This is a genomic window from Pseudomonas sp. RW3S2 (assembly GCF_014268955.1).
Taxonomy (GTDB): Bacteria; Pseudomonadota; Gammaproteobacteria; order Pseudomonadales; family Pseudomonadaceae; genus Aquipseudomonas; species Aquipseudomonas wayambapalatensis.
Window position 1 is genome coordinate 464,043 of record NZ_JABWRM010000001.1, and the last position, 20,716, is coordinate 484,758.

The window sequence follows — 20,716 nt, forward strand, 5'->3', positions numbered from 1 at the left end:
CTATCGGGTTGGGCAGGTTGGGCTGCATGCTACTTGAAAGTGGGGCAGGGACGTTAATTGCCGGCGACGTCTGGGCGGGGTCACCCGCGTAGACGCCGCCGCCAGGATCAGCTCTTGTTGCCCACCAGGCTATCCACCGCTGGCACCCGGGTATCGCTCTCCATTTGCGCATCATGCTCCAGTTGATGACTGAAACGCTCCAGAGAAGTATTGGCCGGTTGCGAGTCGCTGGCGAACACGGGCGGGCTGAGCAGGTACGCCGACAACAGGCGACTCAGTGCAGCCAGGCTGTCGATGTGGGTGCGCTCGTAACCGTGAGTGGCGTCGCAACCGAACGCCACCAGCGCAGTGCGGATATCGTGCCCGGCCGTGACCGCCGAGTGGGCGTCGCTGAAGTAGTAGCGGAACAGGTCGCGGCGTACCGGCAACTCCTGGTCGCTCGCGAGCTTGAGCAGATGACGGGACAGGTGGTAGTCGTACGGCCCTGAAGAGTCCTGCATCGCCACGCTTACCGCATGCTCGCTGGACGCCTGCCCCGGCGCCACCGGGGCGATGTCGATGCCGACGAACTCGCTGACATCCCAAGGCAGCGCGCCTGCGGCCCCGGACCCGGTTTCCTCGGTGATGGTGAACAGCGGATGGCAGTCGATCAGCGGTTGGCGGCCACTTTCCACCACAGCCTTGAGGGCTGCGAGCAATGCCGCCACGCCGGCTTTGTCGTCCAGGTGACGGGCGCTGATATGGCCGCTGTCGGTGAATTCCGGTAGCGGGTCGAAGGCGACGAAATCACCGATGCCAATGCCCAGCGCCTCGCAATCGGCGCGGGTAGCGCAGTAGGCGTCCAGGCGCACCTCAACGTGTTCCCAACTGATCGGCATCTGGTCGATGGCGGTGTTGAAAGCGTGCCCGCTGGCCATCAACGGCAGCACGCTGCCGCGAAACACGCCGGTGTCGGTGAACACGCTGACCCGGCTGCCTTCGGCGAAGCGGCTGGACCAGTGCCCCACCGCCGACAGGGCCAGGCGGCCATTGTCCTGCAACTGCCGCACGCTGGCGCCGATGGTGTCCAGGTGTGCCGAGACGGCGCGATCGGGCGAACTCTGACGGCCCTTGAGCGTGGCGCGGATGGTGCCACGGCGGGTCAGCTCGAAGGGGATGCCCAGTTCGTCCAGGCGCTCGGCTACGTAGCGCACGATGGTATCGGTGAAGCCGGTTGGACTGGGGATGGCAAGCATCTCCAGGAGGACGCGCTTGAGGTAGTCCAGGTCGGGTTCGGGGAGTCGTTCGGACATGGGTACTCCTTGGGGTCTTTGCTGGCTTTTTCGCGGGCAAGCCCATTCCACAAGGGCTTGCCCGCGAAAAGGCCAGCAGCGATTCAGGCCAGGGCCTGGCTATGCGGGAACAGCAGATCCACGAACCGCTCCGCAGTCGGCTGCGGTTCATGGTTGGCCAGCCCGGCCCGTTCGTTGGCTTCGATGATCACGTAGTCTGGCTGCTGCGCATCGCGCACCATCAGGTCCAGGCCCACCACCGGAATCTCCAGCGCCCGCGCAGCCCTCACCGCCGCATCGGCGAGCACCGGGTGCAACTGTTCGGTGACATCTTCCAGGGTGCCGCCCGTGTGCAGGTTTGCCGTGCGCCGCACCGCCAGGCGCTGGCCTGCGGGTAATACGTCTTCAAAGCCCAGCCCGCAGGCGCGCAGGGTGCGCTCGGTTTCCTCATCCATCGGGATGCGGCTTTCACCCCCGGTTGCGGCCTGGCGACGGCGGCTCTGGGCTTCGATCAGCGCCTTTATGGTGTGCTTGCCGTCGCCGATCACCTCGGCCGGATGGCGAATGGCGGCGGCCACCACCTCGAAGCCGATCACAAGGATGCGCAGGTCGAAACCGGCGTGGAAGCTCTCGAGCAGCACGCGGCTGTCGAAACGCCGGGCGTGCTCCACAGCCTGGCTGATCTCGTCGTATTCGGTGAGGTTGACCGCGACACCCTGGCCCTGCTCGCCATCCACCGGCTTGACCACCACGGCGCCATGCTCTTCGAGAAAGGCCAGGTTGTCGTCGGCGTTGCCCGCCAACTGCTGGGCAGGCACTTGCAGCCCGGCATCGTGCAGCACCTTGCGGGTCAGGCGCTTGTCCTGGCACAGGGTCATGGTCACGGCGCTGGTCAAGTCACTCAGTGATTCGCGACAGCGAATCCTGCGCCCGCCCAGGCTCAGGGTGAACAGCCCGGCGCTGGCGTCGTCCACCTGGACTTCGATACCACGGCGCAGGGCTTCGTTGACGATGATCCGCGCGTAGGGATTGAGCCCGGCTTCAGGGCCAGGGCCGAGGAACAGTTCCTGGTTGATGCCATTCCTGCGCTTGACGGCGAAGGTGGGCAGGTTGCGAAAGCCCAGCTTCTGGTAAAGCCGCTTGGCCTGGCGGTTGTCGTGCATCACCGACAGGTCGAGGTAAGCCAGGCCGCGGCTCATGAAGTGCTCCACCAGATGGCGCACCAGCACTTCGCCGACACCCGGACGGCTGCACTGCGGGGAGACGGCCAGGCACCACAGGCTGCTGCCGTGCTCGGGGTCGTCGAAAGCCTTGCTGTGGTTCAGCCCCATGACGCTGCCGATCACCGCGCCGGTGTCTTCGTCCTCGGCCATCCAGTACACCGGGCCACCCAGGTGGCGCGGGGTGAGCAGCTCGGGATTGACCGGCATCATGCCGCGCGCCTGGTACAGCGTGTTGATTGCTTGCCAGTCGCCTTCGGCTTGCGCGCGGCGGATGCGAAACCCGCGGAATACGCGCTGCGCCGGGCGGTAGTCGGTGAACCACAGGCGCAGGGTGTCGGAGGGGTCGAGAAACAGCTGTTGCGGCGCCTGGGCCAGCAACTGCTGGGGGGCCGCCACGTACAGGGCGATGTCACGTTCGCCGGGCTGTTCGTCGAGCATGGCCTCGGCAAGTTGTGCAGGGTCAGGGTAGGTGTGGCCGATCAGCAACCGCCCCCAGCCGCAGTGCACCGCACGCGGTTGGTCGTGCGGGTCGCTGCCGTCGCCCGCCAGGCGGGCCTGCAGGCGTTCGTAGGAGGGCGCCTGGCCGCGCAGCAGGCGCTGGCCATAGGCACTATGGGCTTTCATCGGTCAGATTCCTTGTTCGCTGAGCCACAGGTTCAGGGCCGCCAATTGCCACAGCTTGGAACCGCGCAGCGGGGTCAGTTGGCCATGCGGGTTGCTCAGCAGGCGGTCGAGCATCGCCGGGTTGAACAGGCCGCGGTCCTGGCTCGGGTCGGTCAGCAGTTCGCGTACCCAGCCAAGGGTCGCGCCCTCCAGGTGCTTGAGGCCGGGTACGGGGAAGTAGCCCTTCTTGCGGTCGATGACTTCATGGGGAATGACCCGTCGCGCCGCCTGCTTGAGCACCTGCTTGCCACCGTCGGGCAGCTTGAAGCGCGCCGGGATACGCGCAGAAAGTTCGACCAGGCGATAGTCGAGGAACGGCGTACGTGCCTCCAGCCCCCAGGCCATGGTCATGTTGTCGACACGCTTGACCGGGTCGTCGACCAGCATCACCGTGCTGTCCAGGCGCAGGGCCTTGTCCACCGCATGGGTTGCACCGGGGCGAGCGAAGTGCTCGCGGACGAAATCGCCAGCGGCATCGTTGTCCAGCAACCAGGGGGCCTGCACGGTGTCGCGGTATTCGTCGTGGCTACGGTCGAAGAACGCCTTGCGATAGGCGCCGAAGGCATCCTCGGCGCCATCGACCTGCGGATACCAGTGGTAACCGGCGAACAATTCGTCGGCGCCCTGGCCGCTCTGCACGCCCTTGCAGTGCTTGGCGACTTCACGCGAGAGCAGATAGAAGGCGATGCAGTCGTGGCTGACCATCGGCTCGCTCATGGCGCGGAAGGCGGCCGGCAATTGCTCGATGATCTCGTGTTCGGCGATGCGCAGCTGGTGGTGGCGGGTGCCGTAGTGCTTGGCGATCAGGTCCGAGTACTGGAACTCGTCGCCACGTTCGCCGCCGGCATCCTCAAAACCGATGGAGAACGTCGACAGGTCGTCCACACCGACCTCGCGCAGCAGGCCGACCAGCAGACTGGAGTCGACACCGCCTGACAGCAGCACGCCGACATCCACAGCCGCGCGCTGGCGGATCGCCACGGCATCGCGGGTGGCATCGAGCACGCGGGTGGTCCAGCCTTCGAGATCGAGGTCCTGCTCGTCCGGGTGCGGGCCGTAATGCAGCTGCCACCAGGTCTGGCGCTCGACTTCACCGTGGCGGTCGATGCGCATCCAGGTGCCGGGCTCGAGCTTCTGCACGTTGGCCAGCATCGTGCGCGGGGCGGGCACCACGGCGTGGAAGTTGAGGTAGTGGTTGAGCGCCACCGGATCGATCATCGGGTCGATGTCGCCGCCCTTGAGCAGCGCCGGCAGGGTCGAGGCGAAGCGCAGGCGCTCGCCGTTGCGCGACAGGTACAGCGGCTTGACGCCGAGGCGGTCGCGGGCCAGGAACAGGCGCTGGTTGTCGCGTTCCCAGATGGCCAGGGCAAACATGCCGTTGAGCTTGGGCAGCAGCGCGGCGCCCCAGGCGTGGTAGCCCTTGAGCAGCACTTCGGTGTCGCCGTCGGACCAGAACCTGTAACCCAGGTCCTGCAGTTCCTGGCGCAGCTCCGGGAAGTTGTAGATGGCGCCGTTGAAGGCCAGGGACAGGCCGAGGGTGTTATCGACCATCGGCTGCGCCGAGCCGTCGGACAGGTCCATGATCTTCAGGCGCCGATGGCCGAGGGCGATCGGCCCCTGGCTATGGAAGCCCCAGGCATCAGGGCCGCGTGGCGCCAGATGGTGGGTGATGCGCTCCACCGCGGCGAGATCCGCCGGGCGGGGGGCTTGGTCGATGGGGGTGAAACGTAACTCTCCTGCTAATCCGCACATAAGTCCTTACCGGTTTTGCCGTTGGGGAAAGAGTGCCCCCACATGGGGCACCTTAAGGAACTGACCCAGGGGATTTGCGGGAGTTTTAGATCAATCTGTTATATGGGACGGGTGGGTGCCGTTTCATTTGCCGCGAATCAGCTTGCGCAGCGTGAACCGGTTTGGATGACAGGCCTCGGCCACAGCCCGAGGCACCGGCAGTGGTTCGCCACTGGCCCAGGCAGCGATCAGCTCGCCGCTCAGAGGCGCAGTGATCAGGCCGCGTGAGCCATGGCCGCTGTTGACGTACAGGCCTTCCAGCCAGGGGCAGTCGATGGCCGGGACCTGTCGGGCATCCTTGGCCAGCATTGAATAGGTCGTGCTGAACGCAGCAGGGTCGGCCAGCGGCCCGACGATCGGCAGGTAATCCGGGCTGGTGCAACGGAACGCTGCACGCCCCTGCAGTTGCGCCGGATCCAGTGCGCTCGTATCGAGGCGCTGCGCCAGGTCGGCAGAAATCGCCTCCAGCAGGCCAAGATTGCTTGCGTGCTCGCCGGCAGTGGGGGCGAGGTCGAGGCTATGGAAGTCGAAACTGGCGCCGAGGGTATGCTCGCCGTCGCGCGCCGGGGCGACGTAGCCGTCGGCGCAGACCACGGTGCCTAGCGCCTGGCTGCGCTCGGTCAGTGGCAGGCGGGTGATCTGTCCGCGGATACGCTTGAGCGGCAGCTCGGCGCATGCCTCGAAGTTGCATATCTCAGCGGCGCCGGCCAGTACCACCAGCGGCGCACTGGCCAGTAATTGTTCGCCGTCCCAGGCCTGCCACAGACCGTCGATGCGGCGCAGCGCGATCACGTGATGATGGTTGAGCAGGCGAATGCGTGGGTGTTGCAGTTGCGCGTGGCACAGTGCGGGCGGGTGTACCCAGCCACCCTCGGGGTAGAACAGCCCACCGCTGGCCAGGGCGACCCCGGCGACCGCTTCGGCCTGCTCGCGATCCAGGCACTGCAGCAGGCTGCTGTCAAAGGCGCTGGCCAGCTTGGCCTGGCGCTCGGCTTCCTTGGTGTCGAAGGCCAGTTGCAGCACGCCGCAGTCGTCCCAGTCACGGCCACGCTGCAGGCGTTCTAGCCAACGGCGGGTGTAGCCGAACCCGGCGAGAATCATCTGCGACAAGGCAGTGCCATGCGCCGAGAGCTTGAGGTACAGCACGCCCTGGGGGTTGCCGGAAGCCTCTCGGGCCGGGGCGTCGTGGCGCTCCAGCACCTCGACCTGCCAACCGCGTGCGGCCAGGCTGGCGGCGCTGGCGCAACCGGCCAGCCCGGCGCCGATGACCAGTGCGCGACGGGGGCCGTTCACGGGGGCGGGGCGTGCATACCAGGGGGTGGGTTGCGGCGGTGTCGGCAGGTCTTCAGGCCAGCCGACGAATTCTCCCCCCATCACTTCCCACTTCTTGCCCAGCCCCGGCACTTTCTTGATCGCAAAACCGGCGGCCGCCAGGCCACGGCGTACCCAGCCGGTGGTGGTAAAAGTCCCCAGCGTGGTGCCGGGGCGTGACAGCCGCGCCAGTTGCGCGAACAGTTCCGGCGTCCACATGTCCGGGTTCTTCGCCGGAGCGAAACCGTCCAGAAACCAGGCGTCGATGGGCGCGTCGAGCTGAGGCAACTGTTCCAGCACGTCACCGACCAGCAGGGTGAGGGTGATCCGGCCCTGTTCGAAGCTGAATTGCTGGAAGCCCGGGTGCACTGCCACGTACTGCGCCAGCAAGGGTTCGCTGTAGGGCGCAAGCTCCGGCCACAGCGCTGCAGCGCGGGCCAGGTCGGCGCGGCTCAGCGGGTACTTCTCGACACTGACGAAGTGCAGCCGGGCCTCGGGGTGGGCTTTTTCTGCGAACAGTTGCCAGGCACAGAAGAAGTTCATGCCGGTACCAAAACCGGTCTCGCCGATCACCAGGCAGGCGTGTGGCGCAAGCTCGGCGAAGCGCCGGGCCAGGTGGTTGCGTTCGAGGAAGACGTATACCGTTTCGTGCACGCCCTCGTTCTTCGAGAAGTAGACGTCGTCGTATTGCCGCGAGTGAGGGCGGCCCTGGTCGTCCCAGTCGATCTGGGCGTGCTGGGGGAGTGGGGTATCAGGCATGGTCTGTTCGGCTGGCAGTGAGGCGGAGATTTTATGCCATCTGCGTCGCCGACGCTGTATCCGCCGTGGTGAAGAGGGCGCAAGACTGGCGTGCAATCCGCTACTCTTGCTTATCCATCGAAGGAGTGAGTCATGTTCGAATCTGCGGAGATCGGTCACAGCATCGACAAGGATACCTACGAGGCCGAGGTGCCGGCCCTGCGCGAGGCGTTGCTGGAGGCCCAGTTCGAGCTCAAGCAGCAGGCGCGCTTTCCGGTCATCGTGCTGATCAACGGCATTGAGGGCGCCGGCAAGGGCGAGACGGTGAAGCTGCTCAACGAGTGGATGGACCCGCGGATGATCGAAGTGCTGACCTTCGACCAGCAGACCGATGAGGAGCTGGCTCGTCCGCCGGCGTGGCGCTACTGGCGCGCCCTGCCGCCCAAGGGGCGCATGGGCGTGTTCTTCGGTAATTGGTACAGCCAGATGATTCAGGGGCGGGTGCATGGCCGCTTCAAGGATGCGGTGCTGGACCAGGCCATTACTGGCGCCGAGCGCCTTGAGCAGATGCTTTGTGACGAAGGCGCGCTGATCATCAAGTTCTGGTTCCATCTCTCCAAGAAGCAGATGAAGACCCGGCTTAAGGCCCTGCGCGACGACCCGTTGCACAGCTGGCGGATCAGCCCGCTGGACTGGCAGCAGTCGCAGACCTACGACCGCTTCGTGCGCTTTGGCGAGCGGGTGCTGCGCCGCACCAGCCGCGACTACGCGCCTTGGCATGTGATCGAAGGTGTCGATCCGTACTACCGGGCGCTGGCGGTGGGGCGCATTCTGCTTGAAAGTCTGCAGTCGGCGCTGGCCAGCGCGCCGAAGGGCAAGCACCAGGGCAATGTCGCGCCATTTGGGCGCAGTATCGATCAGTTGAGCCTGCTCGGTGCCCTGGATCTCACCCAGCGCCTCGACAAGCACGACTACCAGAAGCAGCTGGTCGCCGAGCAGGCGCGCCTGGCCGGGCTGCTGCGGCACAAGCGCATGCGTGAGCATGCCCTCATCGCGGTGTTCGAAGGCAACGATGCTGCAGGTAAAGGAGGAGCGATCCGCCGGGTGGCTGCTGCGCTGGACCCGCGTCAGTACCGTATCGTACCGATCGCCGCACCCACCGAGGAGGAGCGCGCCCAGCCTTATTTGTGGCGCTTTTGGCGACATGTGCCGGCGCGCGGCAAGTTCACCATCTTCGACCGCTCCTGGTATGGCAGGGTACTGGTCGAGCGGGTCGAAGGGTTCTGCACCCCGGCCGACTGGATGCGCGCCTATGGCGAGATCAATGATTTCGAGGAGCAGTTGAGCAACGCGGGCATCGTGGTCGTGAAGTTCTGGCTGGCAATCGACCAAGAGACACAGTTGCAGCGTTTCGAGGAACGTGAAGAGATCCCGTTCAAGCGCTACAAGATTACCGAGGAAGACTGGCGCAACCGCGACAAGTGGGATGTGTACGCCGAGGCTGTGGGCGACATGGTCGATCGTACCAGCACCGAGATAGCCCCCTGGACACTGGTGGAGGCCAACGACAAGCGCTGGGCGCGGGTCAAGGTGCTGCGCACCATCAACGATGCACTGGAGGCGGCGTTCGCCAAGCACAAGAAGTAACGCCCCTCGCGCCGCGGGGCAGCCATGCCCCGCGGGAATGACCCGATGAATTCTTTTCCCGCCACTTTCTGCCAGCCCCACCTTTGCAGCCCTTAGACTTCAGTCACCCCACTCAGGGCATTGATCGAGGACGCTATGCACATTTCTTCCGGACGCTGGGTCCATGGGCTGTTCCTGGCACTGCTGACCGCGCTGTTGTGGGGCATTCTGCCGATCAAGCTCAAGCAGGTACTGCAGGTGATGGACCCGATCACGGTCACCTGGTATCGGCTGCTGGTCTCCGGCGGCCTGTTGTTCGCCTGGCTGGCCGCGAACCGGCGCCTGCCGCCGTTCCAGCGCCTGGGGCGCAAGGGCTTTGGCCTGGTAGCGGTGGCCGTGTGTGGGCTGATGGGCAATTATGTGCTGTACCTGGTCGGTCTCAAACTGCTCAGCCCGGGCACCGCGCAACTGGTGGTGCAACTGGGGCCGGTGCTGTTGCTGGTGGCCAGTGTGTTCGTGTTCAAGGAGCGTTTCAGCTTGGGCCAGGGTATCGGGTTGCTGGTGCTGCTGGCCGGTTTCGCGCTGTTCTTCAACCAGCGCCTGGACGAACTGCTGACATCACTTGGGGCCTACACCACCGGTGTACTGACGATCATCCTGGCCACCAGCATCTGGGTGTTCTATGCCTTGAGCCAGAAGCAACTGCTGTCGGTCTGGCACTCGCAGCAGGTGATGATGGTGATCTACCTGTGCTGTGCGGCGCTGCTGACGCCCTGGGTGCATCCGCTGGAGGCGCTGCAACTGACGGCTGTACAAGGCTGGTTGCTGCTGGCGTGCTGCCTGAACACCCTGGTCGCCTATGGCGCATTTGCCGAGGCCTTGGCGCATTGGGAAGCATCGCGGGTGAGTGCGACCTTGGCACTGACGCCACTGGTCACCTTTGTTGCGGTGGCACTGTCGGCCTGGGTGTGGCCTGAGTACGTGCATGCCGAACAGATCAATGCGCTGGGCTATGCCGGGGCGGTGACGGTGGTGGCAGGGTCGGCACTGGTGGCGCTGGGGCCTTCGCTGGTGGCGGGGTGGCGGGCGCGGCGGGCCAGGGTGGCAGAGGTTCGCTGATAATCGGCGGTGGCCTCTTCGCGGGCAAGCCCGCGAAGAGGCCCCTATCGGCTCAGGATCAGCCCTTGGCCCCCGGTGCCAGCATGTTTTCCGGGCGCACCCACTGATCGAACTGCTCGTTGGTCAGGTACTTGAGCTCCAGCGCTGCCTCGCGCAGGGTCTTGCCCTCGCTGTAGGCCTTCTTGGCGATTTCCGCCGCCTTGTCGTAGCCGATGTGCGGGTTCAGCGCCGTCACCAGCATCAGCCCGCGCTCCAGGTGGGCGGCCATCTGCTCGGCGTCCGGCTCGATGCCGGCCACGCAGTGCTCCTGGAAGTTGCGACAGCCATCGGCCAGCAGTTCGATCGACTGCAGCAGGTTGTGGATGATCACCGGCTTGAACACGTTCAACTGCAAGTGCCCCTGGCTGGCCGCGAAGCCGATCGCCGCATCGTTGCCCAGTACCTGGCAGGCCAGCATCGACAGCGCTTCGCATTGAGTAGGGTTGACCTTGCCCGGCATGATCGAGCTGCCTGGCTCGTTGGCCGGCAGGCGCACTTCGGCAAGCCCTGCACGCGGGCCGGAACCCAGCAGACGCAGGTCGTTGGCGATCTTCATCAGAGCCACGGCCAGGGTCTTGAGCGCGCCCGCCAGGCTGGTCAGCGGCTCATGGCCGGCGAGGGCGGCGAATTTGTTCGGTGCGGTGACGAACGGCAGGCCGGACAGCGCTGCCAGCTCCGCGGCGATGGCTTCGGCAAAACCGTGCGGGGCGTTGAGGCCGGTGCCCACGGCAGTGCCGCCCTGGGCCAGCTCGCAGACTGCCGGAAGGGTGGCGCGGATTGCCCGCTGGGCGTAGTCGAGCTGTGCAACGAAGGCCGAGACTTCCTGGCCGAAGGTGATGGGCGTGGCGTCCATCATGTGCGTGCGGCCAGTCTTGACCAGGTTCGAGTGGCGCGCCGACAGTTCTGCCAGGCCCGACGAGAGCTCGGCGATGGCCGGCAGCAACTTGCCATGCACGGCCTGGGCGGCGGCGATGCTCATGGCCGTGGGGAAGCAGTCGTTGGAGCTCTGCGAGCGGTTGACGTGATCGTTCGGGTGTACAGGCAGTTTGCCGCCACGGCCCTTGCCGGCCAGTTCGTTGGCGCGGCCGGCGATCACCTCGTTGACGTTCATGTTGCTCTGGGTGCCGCTACCGGTCTGCCAGACCACCAGCGGGAACTGATCGTCGTGTTTGCCGTCGAGCACTTCGTCGGCGGCCTGTTCGATCAGTCGGGCAATGTCGGCTGGCAGGTCGCCGTTGCGGTCGTTGACCCGCGCCGCAGCTTTCTTGACCAGCGCCAGGGCGTGCAGGACAGCCAGGGGCATGCGCTCCTTGCCGATGGCGAAGTTGATCAGCGAACGCTGGGTCTGTGCGCCCCAGTAAGCGTCCTCTGGAACTTCGACCGGGCCCAGGCTGTCTGTCTCGATACGGCTCATGCTGCGCTCACTCCTTTGTTCAGTCAGAAATCGCAGTTTAGGCCCTGATCCACCCGGGCGGTCAATCGCTCGTCTTGTCACTTGAGCACAGTGCCCTCTGCGGCGCAGAATGCTCTACTCTGAGGTATCCGCCTCACCCTCTCATGAAGGAATTGCAATGACCCGCCTCCGTGTCCTTTTTGCCGCTGTCGCCCTGGCCTGTGCCAGCGGCCAGGTCCTCGCTGCCACCCCGAGCCACAACGCCGCCGCCGAGAAATTCCTGACCCTGGCCAATGCCGACAAGCTGGGCACCCCGGTGTACATGCAGGTCCAGCAGATGTTCGCCCAGCGCTTCGAGCAGACCAAGGCCCCGGCCGCGAAGAAATCCGTGCTCGACAGCTATCAGGCCAAGGCCAACGCGGCCCTGGACAATGCCATCGGCTGGAAGAAGCTCAAGCCGCAGATGGTCAACCTGTACACCGCGACCTTCACCGAGCAGGAGCTCAACGATCTGGTCAAGTTCTACGAGTCGCCGCTGGGCAAGAAAGTCCTGCGCGAAATGCCCAAGGTCACCCAGCAGTCGGCCCAGCTGACCCAGCAGAGCCTGGAGCCTGCAGTGCCGGTGGTGAACAAGCTGCTGGACGACATGACCAAAGAGCTGGACCCGAACGCTGGCAAGGCCGCGGCCCCGGCGAAGAAGTGAGCCTGAATCGATGAGCATGCAGCAACGCATCGAGCAGCAACTGGCACCGCTTGGCGATCAGCACCTGCAGGTGCTGAACGAAAGCCACATGCACAGTCGCGGGCAGGAGACGCATTACAAGGCGGTGCTGGTCAGCGAGCAGTTCGCCGGCCTGAACAGCGTCAAGCGTCACCAGAAGGTCTACGCCACCATGGGCGAGCTGATGGGCGAGATTCATGCCCTGGCCATTCATACCTACACGCCTGAAGAATGGGCGCAGGTAGGGGCGGCGCCTGCTTCGCCGGTGTGTGCCGGCGGCGGGCACTGAAACCTTTCCGTCGTTCTGGTAGAATCCGCGTCATCCGGGGGCCGCTTTTGCGGCCCCCTCGCTTTTCGTCAAACCCGGTCCGCCCCTTACGAGGGCAACCACCAGGAGATTCTGTTTCATGTCCCAACCGATCGTCGTGGCGGCGCTCTACAAGTTCGTCACCCTCGAAGACTACCTCGACCTGCGCGAGCCATTGCTCAAGACCCTGCTGGAAAACGACGTCAAAGGCACGTTGCTGCTGGCCCTCGAGGGCATCAACGGCACGGTCTCCGGTACCCGCGAAGGTATCGACGGCCTGCTGGCCTGGCTGCGCAACGACCCGCGCCTGGCGGATGTCGACCATAAAGAATCGTACTGCGACGAGCAGCCGTTCTACCGCACCAAGGTCAAGCTCAAGAAAGAGATCGTCACCCTCGGTGTGCCGGGCGTCGATCCCAACAAGCAGGTCGGCACCTACGTCGAGCCCAAGGACTGGAACGCGCTGATCAGCGACCCCGAAGTGCTGCTGATCGACACCCGCAATGACTATGAAGTGGCGATCGGCACCTTCAAGGGCGCCATCGATCCGAAGACCGAGACCTTCCGCGAGTTCCCCGACTACATCAAGGCCAACTTCGACCCGAGCAAGCACAAGAAGGTCGCGATGTTCTGCACCGGCGGCATTCGCTGTGAAAAAGCGTCCAGCTACATGCTCGGTGAAGGCTTCGAGGAGGTCTATCATCTTAAGGGCGGGGTCCTGAAATACTTCGAGGAAGTGGCTCAGGAAGAAAGCCTCTGGGACGGCGACTGCTTCGTCTTCGACAACCGGGTCACCGTGCGTCACGACCTGTCCGAGGGCGATTACGACCAGTGCCATGCCTGCCGCCATCCGATCAACGCGGATGACCGTGCGTCCGAGCACTATTCGCCCGGGGTGAGCTGCCCGCACTGCTGGGACACTCTTAGCGAAAAGACCCGGCGCAGCGCCATCGACCGGCAGAAGCAGATCGAGCTGGCCAAGGCGCGCAACTTGCCGCACCCGATCGGTTACAACTACAAAGCCGAGGCCTGATGCATGACTGCACGCCTGCTCCATGTGATGGACCCGATGTGTTCCTGGTGCTGGGGTTTCGCTCCCGTGGCCGAGGCGTTGATCGCCCAGGCACGGGAAGCCGGTGTGCAGACGCGCCTGGTGTTGGGTGGCCTGCGCAGTGGCAGCAGCGCGCTGGATGCCTCGACGCGCAAGTACATCCTCGAGCATTGGCAGGCGGTCGCCGAAGCCACTGGTCAGACGTTTCGCTTCGAAGGCGCCATGCCTGACGGCTTCGTCTATGACACCGAGCCGGCCTGCCGCGCCTTGGTCACGGCGCGTGAACTCGATGCCGAGCGCGGTTGGGCGCTGCTCAAGCTGATCCAGGGCTCGTTCTACGAGCAGGGCCTGGATGTCACCCGTGCCCCGCAGTTGGTGGACCTGGCCGAGCAGGCAGGCTTCGACCGTGAACGGTTTTCTGCAGCGTTCGCAAGTGTCGAGACCCGCACGACCACGACAGCCGACTTTGCCTGGGTTCAGGACCTGGGTATCGCCGGCTTCCCGACCCTGCTGGCTGAGCGCGATGGTCAACTGGCCTTGCTGACCAACGGCTATCAGTCGCTCGATCGCCTGCAGCCGTTGCTGGGCCGCTGGCTGCAGCAGGCCGCCTGTGCTTGATCTGCCAGGGTCTAGCGACCCTGTGCCGGGGAAGCCCCCCGTTGCGCACGATCGTCTGAGCTGGGCGGAAATCCGCCGCCTGGCCCTGCACCACAAGAAGGCCTTGTGGACCGCCAACCTGGTTGCCGTGCTCGCTGCTCTCTGCAGCGTGCCGATTCCCTTGCTGCTGCCCTTGCTGGTCGATGAAGTGCTGCTGGGTCATGGCGATGCCGCCTTGAAATGGATGAACCAGTTCCTGCCGACCGATTGGCAGGTGGCGGCCGGTTACATCGGCTTGATGCTGGTTGCGACCCTCAGCCTGCGCCTGGCCTCGCTGGCCTTCGGCGTGATCCAGGCCAGGCAGTTCGCCGGATTGGCCAAGGATATCGTGTACCGCCTGCGAATCCGCCTGATCGAGCGGCTCAAGCGAATCTCGCTCAAGGAGTATGAAAGCCTGGGCAGTGGCACGGTGACCACGCATCTGGTCACCGACCTGGATACCCTGGACAAGTTCGTTGGCGAAACCCTCAGCCGCTTCCTGGTGGCCATGCTGACGCTTACCGGCACTGCGGCGATCCTGATCTGGATGCACTGGAAGCTGGCGCTGCTGATCCTGCTGTTCAACCCGCTGGTGATCTATTTCACCGTGCAGCTGGGCAAGCGGGTCAAGCACCTGAAGAAGCTCGAGAACGACAGCACCGGGCGTTTCACCCAGGCGCTGAGCGAAACCCTCGACGCCATCCAGGAAATCCGCGCCGGTAACCGCCAGGGCTATTTTCTCGGGCGCCTGGGAGTACGTGCCCGGGAAGTGCGCGACTATGCAGTGGCCTCGCAGTGGAAGAGCGACGCCAGTGGTCGGGCCAGCGGCCTGCTGTTCCAGTTCGGCATCGACATTTTCCGTGCCGCGGCGATGCTCACCGTGCTGTTCTCCGACCTGTCGATCGGGCAGATGCTGGCCGTGTTCAGCTACCTGTGGTTCATGATCGGCCCGGTGGAGCAATTGCTCAACCTGCAGTACGCCTACTACGCGGCCGGTGGTGCGCTGAGTCGGCTCAACGAATTGCTGTCGCGAGAGGACGAGCCGCAGTATCCGGCCGCCTGTGATCCGTTCGCTGGGCACGCGACAGTGGGTATCGAGGTGCGCGACCTGCGCTTCGCCTATGCCGATGAGCCGGTGCTCGAGCACCTGGACCTGTCCATCGCACCGGGCGAGAAGGTGGCCATCGTTGGAGCCAGCGGCGGTGGCAAGAGCACGCTGGTACAGCTGCTGCTGGGGTTGTACAGCGCCCAGGCCGGAACCATCCGTTTTGGCGGTGCGAGCCTCCAGGAGATCGGGCTGGAGACCCTGCGTGAGCATGTCGCGGTGGTGCTGCAGCATCCCTCGTTGTTCAACGACAGTGTGCGCGCCAACCTGACCATGGGCCGCGAGTGCAGTGACGACGCCTGCTGGCAGGCGCTGCGCATTGCCCAGCTTGATGCCACCATCGCCGCGCTGCCTCAGGGGCTGGACAGTGTGGTCGGGCGTTCGGGGGTGCGGCTGTCCGGCGGTCAGCGTCAACGTTTGGCGATTGCCCGCATGGTCCTGGCCGAGCCGAAGGTGGTGATCCTCGACGAGGCCACCTCGGCCCTCGATGCGGCCACCGAATACAACCTGCACCAGGCCTTGGCGCGTTTCCTCAGTGGCCGTACCACCTTGATCATTGCCCATCGCCTGTCGGCGGTGAAACAGGCCGATCGGGTGCTGGTGTTCGACGGTGGGCATGTGGCCGAAGACGGCGGCCACCAGCAGTTGATCGCCGAAGGCGGCTTGTACGCCAAGCTGTACGGGCATCTGCAGCAGTCCTGATCGCGCGGCGCGCCAACAGGCGCACTGGCTGCGACAAAAAGCTCCGCGCAATTATGGCAAATGGCCTACGCTGTGCTTGTCTGGGTCGATTCGTGCCATATCCGCTCTGAGACAGGGACTACATGAAGGGAAATCGGACTCTCGAGGCGCCAAGGTTGCTGGGAATCATCTGGCCCTTCGTCGCAGTGGTGGTTTTCCAGGTGCTGCTGGGCAGCCTCAGTCTTTATTCGCTTTCGGCCATGCGTGCGTACGTGGCCGGCGAAAGCCTGTGGTCCAAGGCACAGAAAGACGCCATCTATTACCTCAATCTGTATGCCGAAAGCCAGGACGAACGCATCTTCCAGCGCTATCGCCAGGCCATTGCCATACCCCAGGGCGACCGTGAGCTACGGGTGGCCCTCGACCAGCCTGTGCCGGACCTTGAGGCCGCACGGCGCGGGATCCTGCAGGGCGGTAACCATCCGGACGACGTCAATCGGATCATCTGGTTCTACCGCAACTTCCGTCAGATCAGTTACATGCAGAATGCCATCGGCTACTGGAACACGGGTGACGAATACCTGCGGCAACTGGATGTCCTGGCGCAGCAGATGCGTGAGGCCTTCGTCCGGGGGCTGGCCAGTGAGCGTGAGGTGGCGGACTGGAAAGCGCGTATCGTCTCGATCAACGAGGGCGTGACGCCGGCCGCCAAGGCATTCAGCGATGCCTTGGGCGAAGGCTCGCGGGTGCTGCTGCGGGTGTTGATGGTCACCAACCTGCTCACGGCGTTGATTCTCATCGCCCTGGCCTGGCGCCGTTCTGCAAGGTTGCTGTCCCAGCGCCAGGCGTTTGCCAGCGCTTTGCAGGTAGAGCGTGAGCGGGCACAGACCACCCTGGAGTCGATCGGCGATGCGGTGATCACCACCGATGTCGAGGGGTGCATCGTCTACATGAACCCTGCCGCGGAGCAGTTGACCCACTGGCAGGCTTCCCAGGCCCATGGCTTGCCGCTGGCGGCGCTGTTCAGCCTGCTCGATGAAAATGCCGAGCGGGACAGCCTGACTCTGGTCGAGCAGGTGCTCAGCGGCAGCCTCAAGGGCGGGGCCGAGCATGCCCGGCTGATCCAGCGCCTGGATGGCAGTACGGTGTCGGTCAACCTGGTGGGGTCGCCCATCCACACCGACGGTCAGATCAGCGGCATCGTCCTCGCCCTGCATGACATGACCCAGGAGCGGCAGTACATCGCCAACCTGTCATGGCAGGCGACCCACGATGCCCTGACGGGCCTTGCCAACCGCCGTGAGTTCGAGTATCGCCTGGAGCAGGCGCTCAACACCTTGGCCCGTCAGTCGGGACGCCACTCCCTGATGTTCCTGGACCTCGACCAGTTCAAGCTGGTCAACGATACCTGCGGGCATGCCGCGGGCGATGAGTTGCTGCGCCATATCTGCGCTGTGCTGCAGGCAGGCCTGCGTGAAGGTGACACCCTGGCCCGGCTGGGCGGTGACGAATTCGGCGTATTGCTGGAAAACTGTCCGCCCGACCAGGCTGAGCGGATTGCCGAGCACTTGCGCCAGACCGTGCAGAGCCTGCATTTCGTCTGGAAGGGACGGCCCTTCGTCACCACCGTGAGTATTGGCCTGGTACACATTGCCCATTCGCCCGGCACGCTTGAGACCTCGCTGCGTGCTGCCGACATGGCCTGCTACATGGCCAAGGAGAAGGGGCGCAACCGTGTGCAGGTCTACCATGCCGACGACAGCGAGTTGTCGATGCGCTTTGGCGAGATGGCCTGGATCCAGCGCCTGCACGTTGCGCTCGAGGAAAACCGCTTCTGCCTGTATGCCCAGGAAATCGCCCCCCTCAAACCAGACATGGGCGCCGGACACCTCGAGATTCTCCTGCGCCTGCATGACGAGAGCGGTCGGACCATCCTGCCGGACAGTTTCATCCCAGCCGCCGAGCGCTATGGCCTGATGACCGCGCTCGATCGCTGGGTGGTGCGCAATGTGTTCCTGGTGATTCGCCAGGCGCTGGACGAAGGTCGCAGCCGACCGCTGGCGATGTGCGCGATCAATCTGTCGGGTACGAGTATTGGCGACGACAAGTTCTTGGAGTATTTGCAGCGGTTGTTTTCCGAGTTCCAGATCCCCCCGCACATGATTTGTTTCGAAATAACCGAGACCAGCGCAATCGCCAATTTGGGAAGCGCCATTCGCTTCATCAACGAATTGAAAGGTTTGGGCTGCAAGTTCTCCCTCGACGATTTCTGCGCCGGGATGTCGTCATTCGCCTATTTGAAGCATTTACCAGTAGACTTCCTGAAGATCGACGGAAGTTTCGTCAAGGATATGCTCGACGATCCCATTAACAGGGCTATGGTGGAGGTGATCAACCATATCGGCCATGTCATGGGTAAGCGCACCATCGCCGAGTTTGTCGAAACACCGTTGATCGAGCAGGCGCTGCAGGAGATCGGCGTGGACTTCGCCCAGGGTTATCTGATCGAGCGGCCGCAGGTGTTCACCTGTGACAGCCTCCAGCGACAACGGATTGCAGTAAGGCCCTTGTTGCACCGGGCGCCAGGGTCCTTCCGCTGACAGTAGTAGTCGTCCGGAAAATCACAAGGAATCAAGGAGCTGACAGTGATTGACGCATTCGTACGGATCGGTCCATTGATGGACCCCAAGAGCTACCCCGACTGGGCGCAGAAAATGATCTCGGATTGTGCCGAGAGCAAGCGAAGGGTGGTGGAGCATGAGATCTACCAGCGCTTGAGCGACGGCAAACTGAGCAAGAAGACCATCCGTCAGTACTTGGTCGGTGGTTGGCCGGTGGTCGAACAGTTTTCGTTATACATGGCCCAAAACCTCACCAAGACCCGCTACGGCCGCAGCCAGGGCGAGGATATGGCGCGGCGCTGGTTGATACGCAATATCCGCGTTGAGCTCAACCATGCCGACCATTGGGTCAAATGGTGCAAGGCGCACGATATTAGCTTGAAGGACTTGCAGGCCCAGGATGTCCCCCCCGAGCTGAACGGCTTGAACGATTGGTGCTGGCGTGTCTGTGCGACCGAGTCGCTGGCCATTGCGATGGCCGCGACCAACTACGCGATCGAAGGGGCGACGGGCGAGTGGTCGGCAAAGGTCTATCCCGAGACGGACTACGCGCGGTCTTTTATCCAGCAGGGTGACAAGGAATCCAAGGCGGCCATGAGGTGGCTGGACCTGCACGCCGAGTACGACGATGCGCACCCGTGGGAGGCGCTGGAGATCATTTGCACGCTGGTGGGCGAGAGCCCTTCCGAGGAATTGCAGGCGCAACTGCGCAAGGCCATCTGCAAGAGCTACGACTGCATGTACCTGTTCCTGGAGCGTTGCCTGAGATCCGAGAGTGAGCATGAGCAGCCTGTGCTCAAGCCGGTGGAGCAGGTGGAACTGAACAAGCCTGTAAAGCAGCGTGAGCAGCCTGTGAAAAAACGGGCTAATGCTCGTGCGCTAGCGGGATAAGATGGAGTCGTAGCGGGTAAGGGACACTTCCAGGCTGTTCAGCGCTGCGAAGTGTCCCTGTGATTTTACTGCGCGTTGAACGCCTGTCCATTCACGCCGCTGCTGTCCGGGCCCATCAGGTACAGGTACACCGGCATGATGTCTTCGGGCAGCGGATTGTCCTGCGGGTTCTCGCTGGGATAGGCCAGCGCCCGCATCGCCGTGCGCGTGGCGCCCGGGTTGATGCTGTTGGCACGCACCGGCGCCACGCCTTCCAGCTCGTCGGCCAGGGTCTGCATCAGGCCTTCGGTGGCGAATTTCGACACGCCATAGGCGCCCCAGTAGGCCCGGCCCTTGCGCCCGACGCTCGACGAGGTGAACACCACCGAGGCGTCCTCGGACAACTTCAGCAGCGGCAGCAGTGTGCTGGTCAGCATGAATGTCGCGTTGACGTTGATGTGCATCACGCGCATGAAGTTGTCGCCCGACAACTGCTCCAGCGGCGTACGTGGGCCGATGATCGACGCGTTGTTGAGCAGGCCGTCGAGGCGCCCGAACTGCTCTTCGACCATCACCGCCAGTTCGTCGTACTGATGGGGCAGGGCGGTTTCCAGGTTGAACGGAATCACCACCGGTTGTGGGTGGCCGGCAGCTTCGATCTGGTCGTAGACCTCGTTGAGGTTGGCCTCGGTCTTGCCCAGCAGCAGCACGGTGGCCCCAAGTGCTGCGTAAGCCTTGGCGGCAGCCGCGCCGATGCCGCGCCCGGCGCCGGTGACAAGAATGACCCGACCCTTGAGCAGGTCGGGACGGGCGGTGTAGTCGAACATTGAAATTTCCCTGTTTTTTATCCCTGTGTGTGCTGCCAGCTCTTACAACTCAGCAGCCGCACAACGCACTGTCGATCACCTTGCGCAGGTCCAGCGGGTGGTCCACCACCACGTCGGCACCCCAGTTGTTGGGATTGTCCTCTGGATGAATATAACCGTAGCGCACGGCGGCGGTGCGGGTGCCGGCATCGCGACCGGATTCGATGTCACGCAGATCGTCGCCGACGAACAGTACGCTGGCCGGATCCAGGTCAAGCGTCTTGCAGGCGAGGATCAGCGGCTCGGGGTCGGGCTTGCTGTTCTTCACGTGATCGGGGCAGATCAGCAGCGCCGAACGCTCGGCCAGGCCAAGCTGCTGCATGATCGGCTCGGCGAAGCGCACCGGCTTGTTGGTGACCACACCCCACAGCAGGTTGCCTTTCTCGATGTCGTCCAGCAGTTCGGCCATGCCCTCGAACAGCTTGCTGTGGACCGCGCAATCGCGTTGGTAACGTTCGAGAAATTCCAGGCGCAGGGCCTCGAAGCCTTCGGCGTCCGGGTCCATGGCGAAAGTGGCGGCGACCATCGCCCGCGCGCCGCCCGAGATCACGCCGCGGATCAACTGGTCGTCCACGGCCGGCAGGCCGCGCTCGGCGAGCATGGCCTGGCAGATGGCGATGAAGTCCGGCGCGGTGTCCAGCAGGGTGCCGTCCATGTCGAAGAGTACTGCTCGCAGGCGCATGC

At 64.1% G+C, this 20,716-nt stretch carries 16 protein-coding genes; 9 read left to right on the forward strand and 7 right to left on the reverse strand.

Annotated features, from left to right (window positions below; translation table 11 throughout):
• Positions 1-107: 107 nt before the first annotated feature.
• The 4 genes from HU748_RS02185 to mnmC all read right to left on the reverse strand — a co-directional run bounded on the left by HU748_RS02185 (position 108) and on the right by mnmC (position 7,018).
• Positions 108-1,292 carry an osmoprotectant NAGGN system M42 family peptidase gene (locus HU748_RS02185; protein WP_186667013.1) on the reverse strand — a complete coding sequence of 395 codons (1,185 nt, stop codon included), beginning with the start codon at positions 1,290-1,292 and terminating at the stop codon, positions 108-110.
• Between the two features lie 83 nt (positions 1,293-1,375).
• Positions 1,376-3,118 (reverse strand): N-acetylglutaminylglutamine synthetase, encoded by a 1,743-nt coding sequence (ngg, locus tag HU748_RS02190; protein ID WP_186711773.1) that lies wholly within the window; start codon positions 3,116-3,118, stop codon positions 1,376-1,378.
• A 3-nt stretch (positions 3,119-3,121) separates the two neighbouring features.
• Positions 3,122-4,909, reverse strand: a complete 1,788-nt coding sequence (locus HU748_RS02195) for an N-acetylglutaminylglutamine amidotransferase (protein WP_186667011.1) — start codon at positions 4,907-4,909, stop codon at positions 3,122-3,124.
• 123 nt (positions 4,910-5,032) lie between these two features.
• On the reverse strand, positions 5,033-7,018 hold the full coding sequence (gene mnmC, locus HU748_RS02200; RefSeq protein ID WP_186711772.1) for a bifunctional tRNA (5-methylaminomethyl-2-thiouridine)(34)-methyltransferase MnmD/FAD-dependent 5-carboxymethylaminomethyl-2-thiouridine(34) oxidoreductase MnmC: 1,986 nt from the start codon (positions 7,016-7,018) through the stop codon (positions 5,033-5,035).
• A gap of 132 nt (positions 7,019-7,150) precedes the next feature.
• On the opposite strand from mnmC, the gene pap reads away from it, so the two are divergent.
• Positions 7,151-8,644 carry a polyphosphate:AMP phosphotransferase gene (gene pap, locus HU748_RS02205; protein ID WP_186719027.1) on the forward strand — a complete coding sequence of 498 codons (1,494 nt, stop codon included), beginning with the start codon at positions 7,151-7,153 and terminating at the stop codon, positions 8,642-8,644.
• Positions 8,645-8,779: 135 nt separating this feature from the next.
• Positions 8,780-9,742 carry a DMT family transporter gene (locus HU748_RS02210; RefSeq protein WP_186719028.1) on the forward strand — a complete coding sequence of 321 codons (963 nt, stop codon included), beginning with the start codon at positions 8,780-8,782 and terminating at the stop codon, positions 9,740-9,742.
• Between the two features lie 58 nt (positions 9,743-9,800).
• Here the strand turns inward: HU748_RS02210 and HU748_RS02215 are convergent, their stop codons facing one another.
• Positions 9,801-11,195, reverse strand: coding sequence for a class II fumarate hydratase (locus HU748_RS02215; RefSeq protein ID WP_186666659.1), 1,395 nt, complete (start codon positions 11,193-11,195; stop codon positions 9,801-9,803).
• A 157-nt stretch (positions 11,196-11,352) separates the two neighbouring features.
• Here HU748_RS02215 and HU748_RS02220 point away from each other — a divergent pair, with 157 nt between their 5' ends.
• The 7 genes from HU748_RS02220 to HU748_RS02250 all read left to right on the forward strand — a co-directional run bounded on the left by HU748_RS02220 (position 11,353) and on the right by HU748_RS02250 (position 19,187).
• Positions 11,353-11,877 (forward strand): DUF2059 domain-containing protein, encoded by a 525-nt coding sequence (locus HU748_RS02220; RefSeq protein ID WP_151926280.1) that lies wholly within the window; start codon positions 11,353-11,355, stop codon positions 11,875-11,877.
• Positions 11,878-11,887: 10 nt separating this feature from the next.
• Positions 11,888-12,184, forward strand: coding sequence for a BolA family protein (locus HU748_RS02225; protein ID WP_153772849.1), 297 nt, complete (start codon positions 11,888-11,890; stop codon positions 12,182-12,184).
• A gap of 118 nt (positions 12,185-12,302) precedes the next feature.
• Positions 12,303-13,235 (forward strand): rhodanese-related sulfurtransferase, encoded by a 933-nt coding sequence (locus HU748_RS02230; protein ID WP_186666658.1) that lies wholly within the window; start codon positions 12,303-12,305, stop codon positions 13,233-13,235.
• A 3-nt stretch (positions 13,236-13,238) separates the two neighbouring features.
• Positions 13,239-13,871, forward strand: a complete 633-nt coding sequence (locus HU748_RS02235; RefSeq protein ID WP_186719032.1) for a DsbA family protein — start codon at positions 13,239-13,241, stop codon at positions 13,869-13,871.
• A complete protein-coding gene (locus tag HU748_RS02240) occupies positions 13,864-15,696 on the forward strand; it encodes an ATP-binding cassette domain-containing protein (RefSeq protein WP_186711142.1) in 1,833 nt (610 codons plus the stop codon). Before HU748_RS02235 ends, HU748_RS02240 begins: the two co-directional genes overlap by 8 nt.
• A 122-nt stretch (positions 15,697-15,818) precedes the next feature.
• Complete coding sequence (locus tag HU748_RS02245; RefSeq protein WP_186719034.1) at positions 15,819-18,275, forward strand: EAL domain-containing protein; 2,457 nt, start codon at positions 15,819-15,821, stop codon at positions 18,273-18,275.
• Between the two features lie 45 nt (positions 18,276-18,320).
• A complete protein-coding gene (locus HU748_RS02250; protein ID WP_186666654.1) occupies positions 18,321-19,187 on the forward strand; it encodes an iron-containing redox enzyme family protein in 867 nt (288 codons plus the stop codon).
• 65 nt (positions 19,188-19,252) lie between these two features.
• Here HU748_RS02250 and HU748_RS02255 read toward each other — a convergent pair whose 3' ends face one another.
• Positions 19,253-19,993: a YciK family oxidoreductase gene (locus HU748_RS02255; RefSeq protein WP_186666652.1), complete on the reverse strand. Its 741-nt coding sequence runs from the start codon at positions 19,991-19,993 to the stop codon at positions 19,253-19,255.
• A 49-nt stretch (positions 19,994-20,042) separates the two neighbouring features.
• Positions 20,043-20,714, reverse strand: a complete 672-nt coding sequence (gene mupP / locus HU748_RS02260) for an N-acetylmuramic acid 6-phosphate phosphatase MupP (RefSeq protein ID WP_186711140.1) — start codon at positions 20,712-20,714, stop codon at positions 20,043-20,045.
• Between the last annotated feature and the right edge of the window lie 2 nt (positions 20,715-20,716).

Bases quoted from the DNA above. Each gene is read 5' to 3' on its own strand.
- HU748_RS02245 (WP_186719034.1), top strand. From the start codon at position 15,819: ATGAAGGGAAATCGGACTCTCGAGGCGCCAAGGTTGCTGGGAATCATC.
- HU748_RS02230 (WP_186666658.1), top strand. From the start codon at position 12,303: ATGTCCCAACCGATCGTCGTGGCGGCGCTCTACAAGTTCGTCACCCTC.
- HU748_RS02210 (WP_186719028.1), top strand. From the start codon at position 8,780: ATGCACATTTCTTCCGGACGCTGGGTCCATGGGCTGTTCCTGGCACTG.
- HU748_RS02185 (WP_186667013.1), bottom strand. From the start codon at position 1,292: ATGTCCGAACGACTCCCCGAACCCGACCTGGACTACCTCAAGCGCGTC.
- mupP (WP_186711140.1), bottom strand. From the start codon at position 20,714: ATGCGCCTGCGAGCAGTACTCTTCGACATGGACGGCACCCTGCTGGAC.
- mnmC (WP_186711772.1), bottom strand. From the start codon at position 7,018: ATGCCTGATACCCCACTCCCCCAGCACGCCCAGATCGACTGGGACGAC.
- HU748_RS02255 (WP_186666652.1), bottom strand. From the start codon at position 19,993: ATGTTCGACTACACCGCCCGTCCCGACCTGCTCAAGGGTCGGGTCATT.
- HU748_RS02215 (WP_186666659.1), bottom strand. From the start codon at position 11,195: ATGAGCCGTATCGAGACAGACAGCCTGGGCCCGGTCGAAGTTCCAGAG.
- pap (WP_186719027.1), top strand. From the start codon at position 7,151: ATGTTCGAATCTGCGGAGATCGGTCACAGCATCGACAAGGATACCTAC.
- HU748_RS02225 (WP_153772849.1), top strand. From the start codon at position 11,888: ATGAGCATGCAGCAACGCATCGAGCAGCAACTGGCACCGCTTGGCGAT.
- ngg (WP_186711773.1), bottom strand. From the start codon at position 3,118: ATGAAAGCCCATAGTGCCTATGGCCAGCGCCTGCTGCGCGGCCAGGCG.
- HU748_RS02220 (WP_151926280.1), top strand. From the start codon at position 11,353: ATGACCCGCCTCCGTGTCCTTTTTGCCGCTGTCGCCCTGGCCTGTGCC.
- HU748_RS02235 (WP_186719032.1), top strand. From the start codon at position 13,239: ATGACTGCACGCCTGCTCCATGTGATGGACCCGATGTGTTCCTGGTGC.
- HU748_RS02195 (WP_186667011.1), bottom strand. From the start codon at position 4,909: ATGTGCGGATTAGCAGGAGAGTTACGTTTCACCCCCATCGACCAAGCC.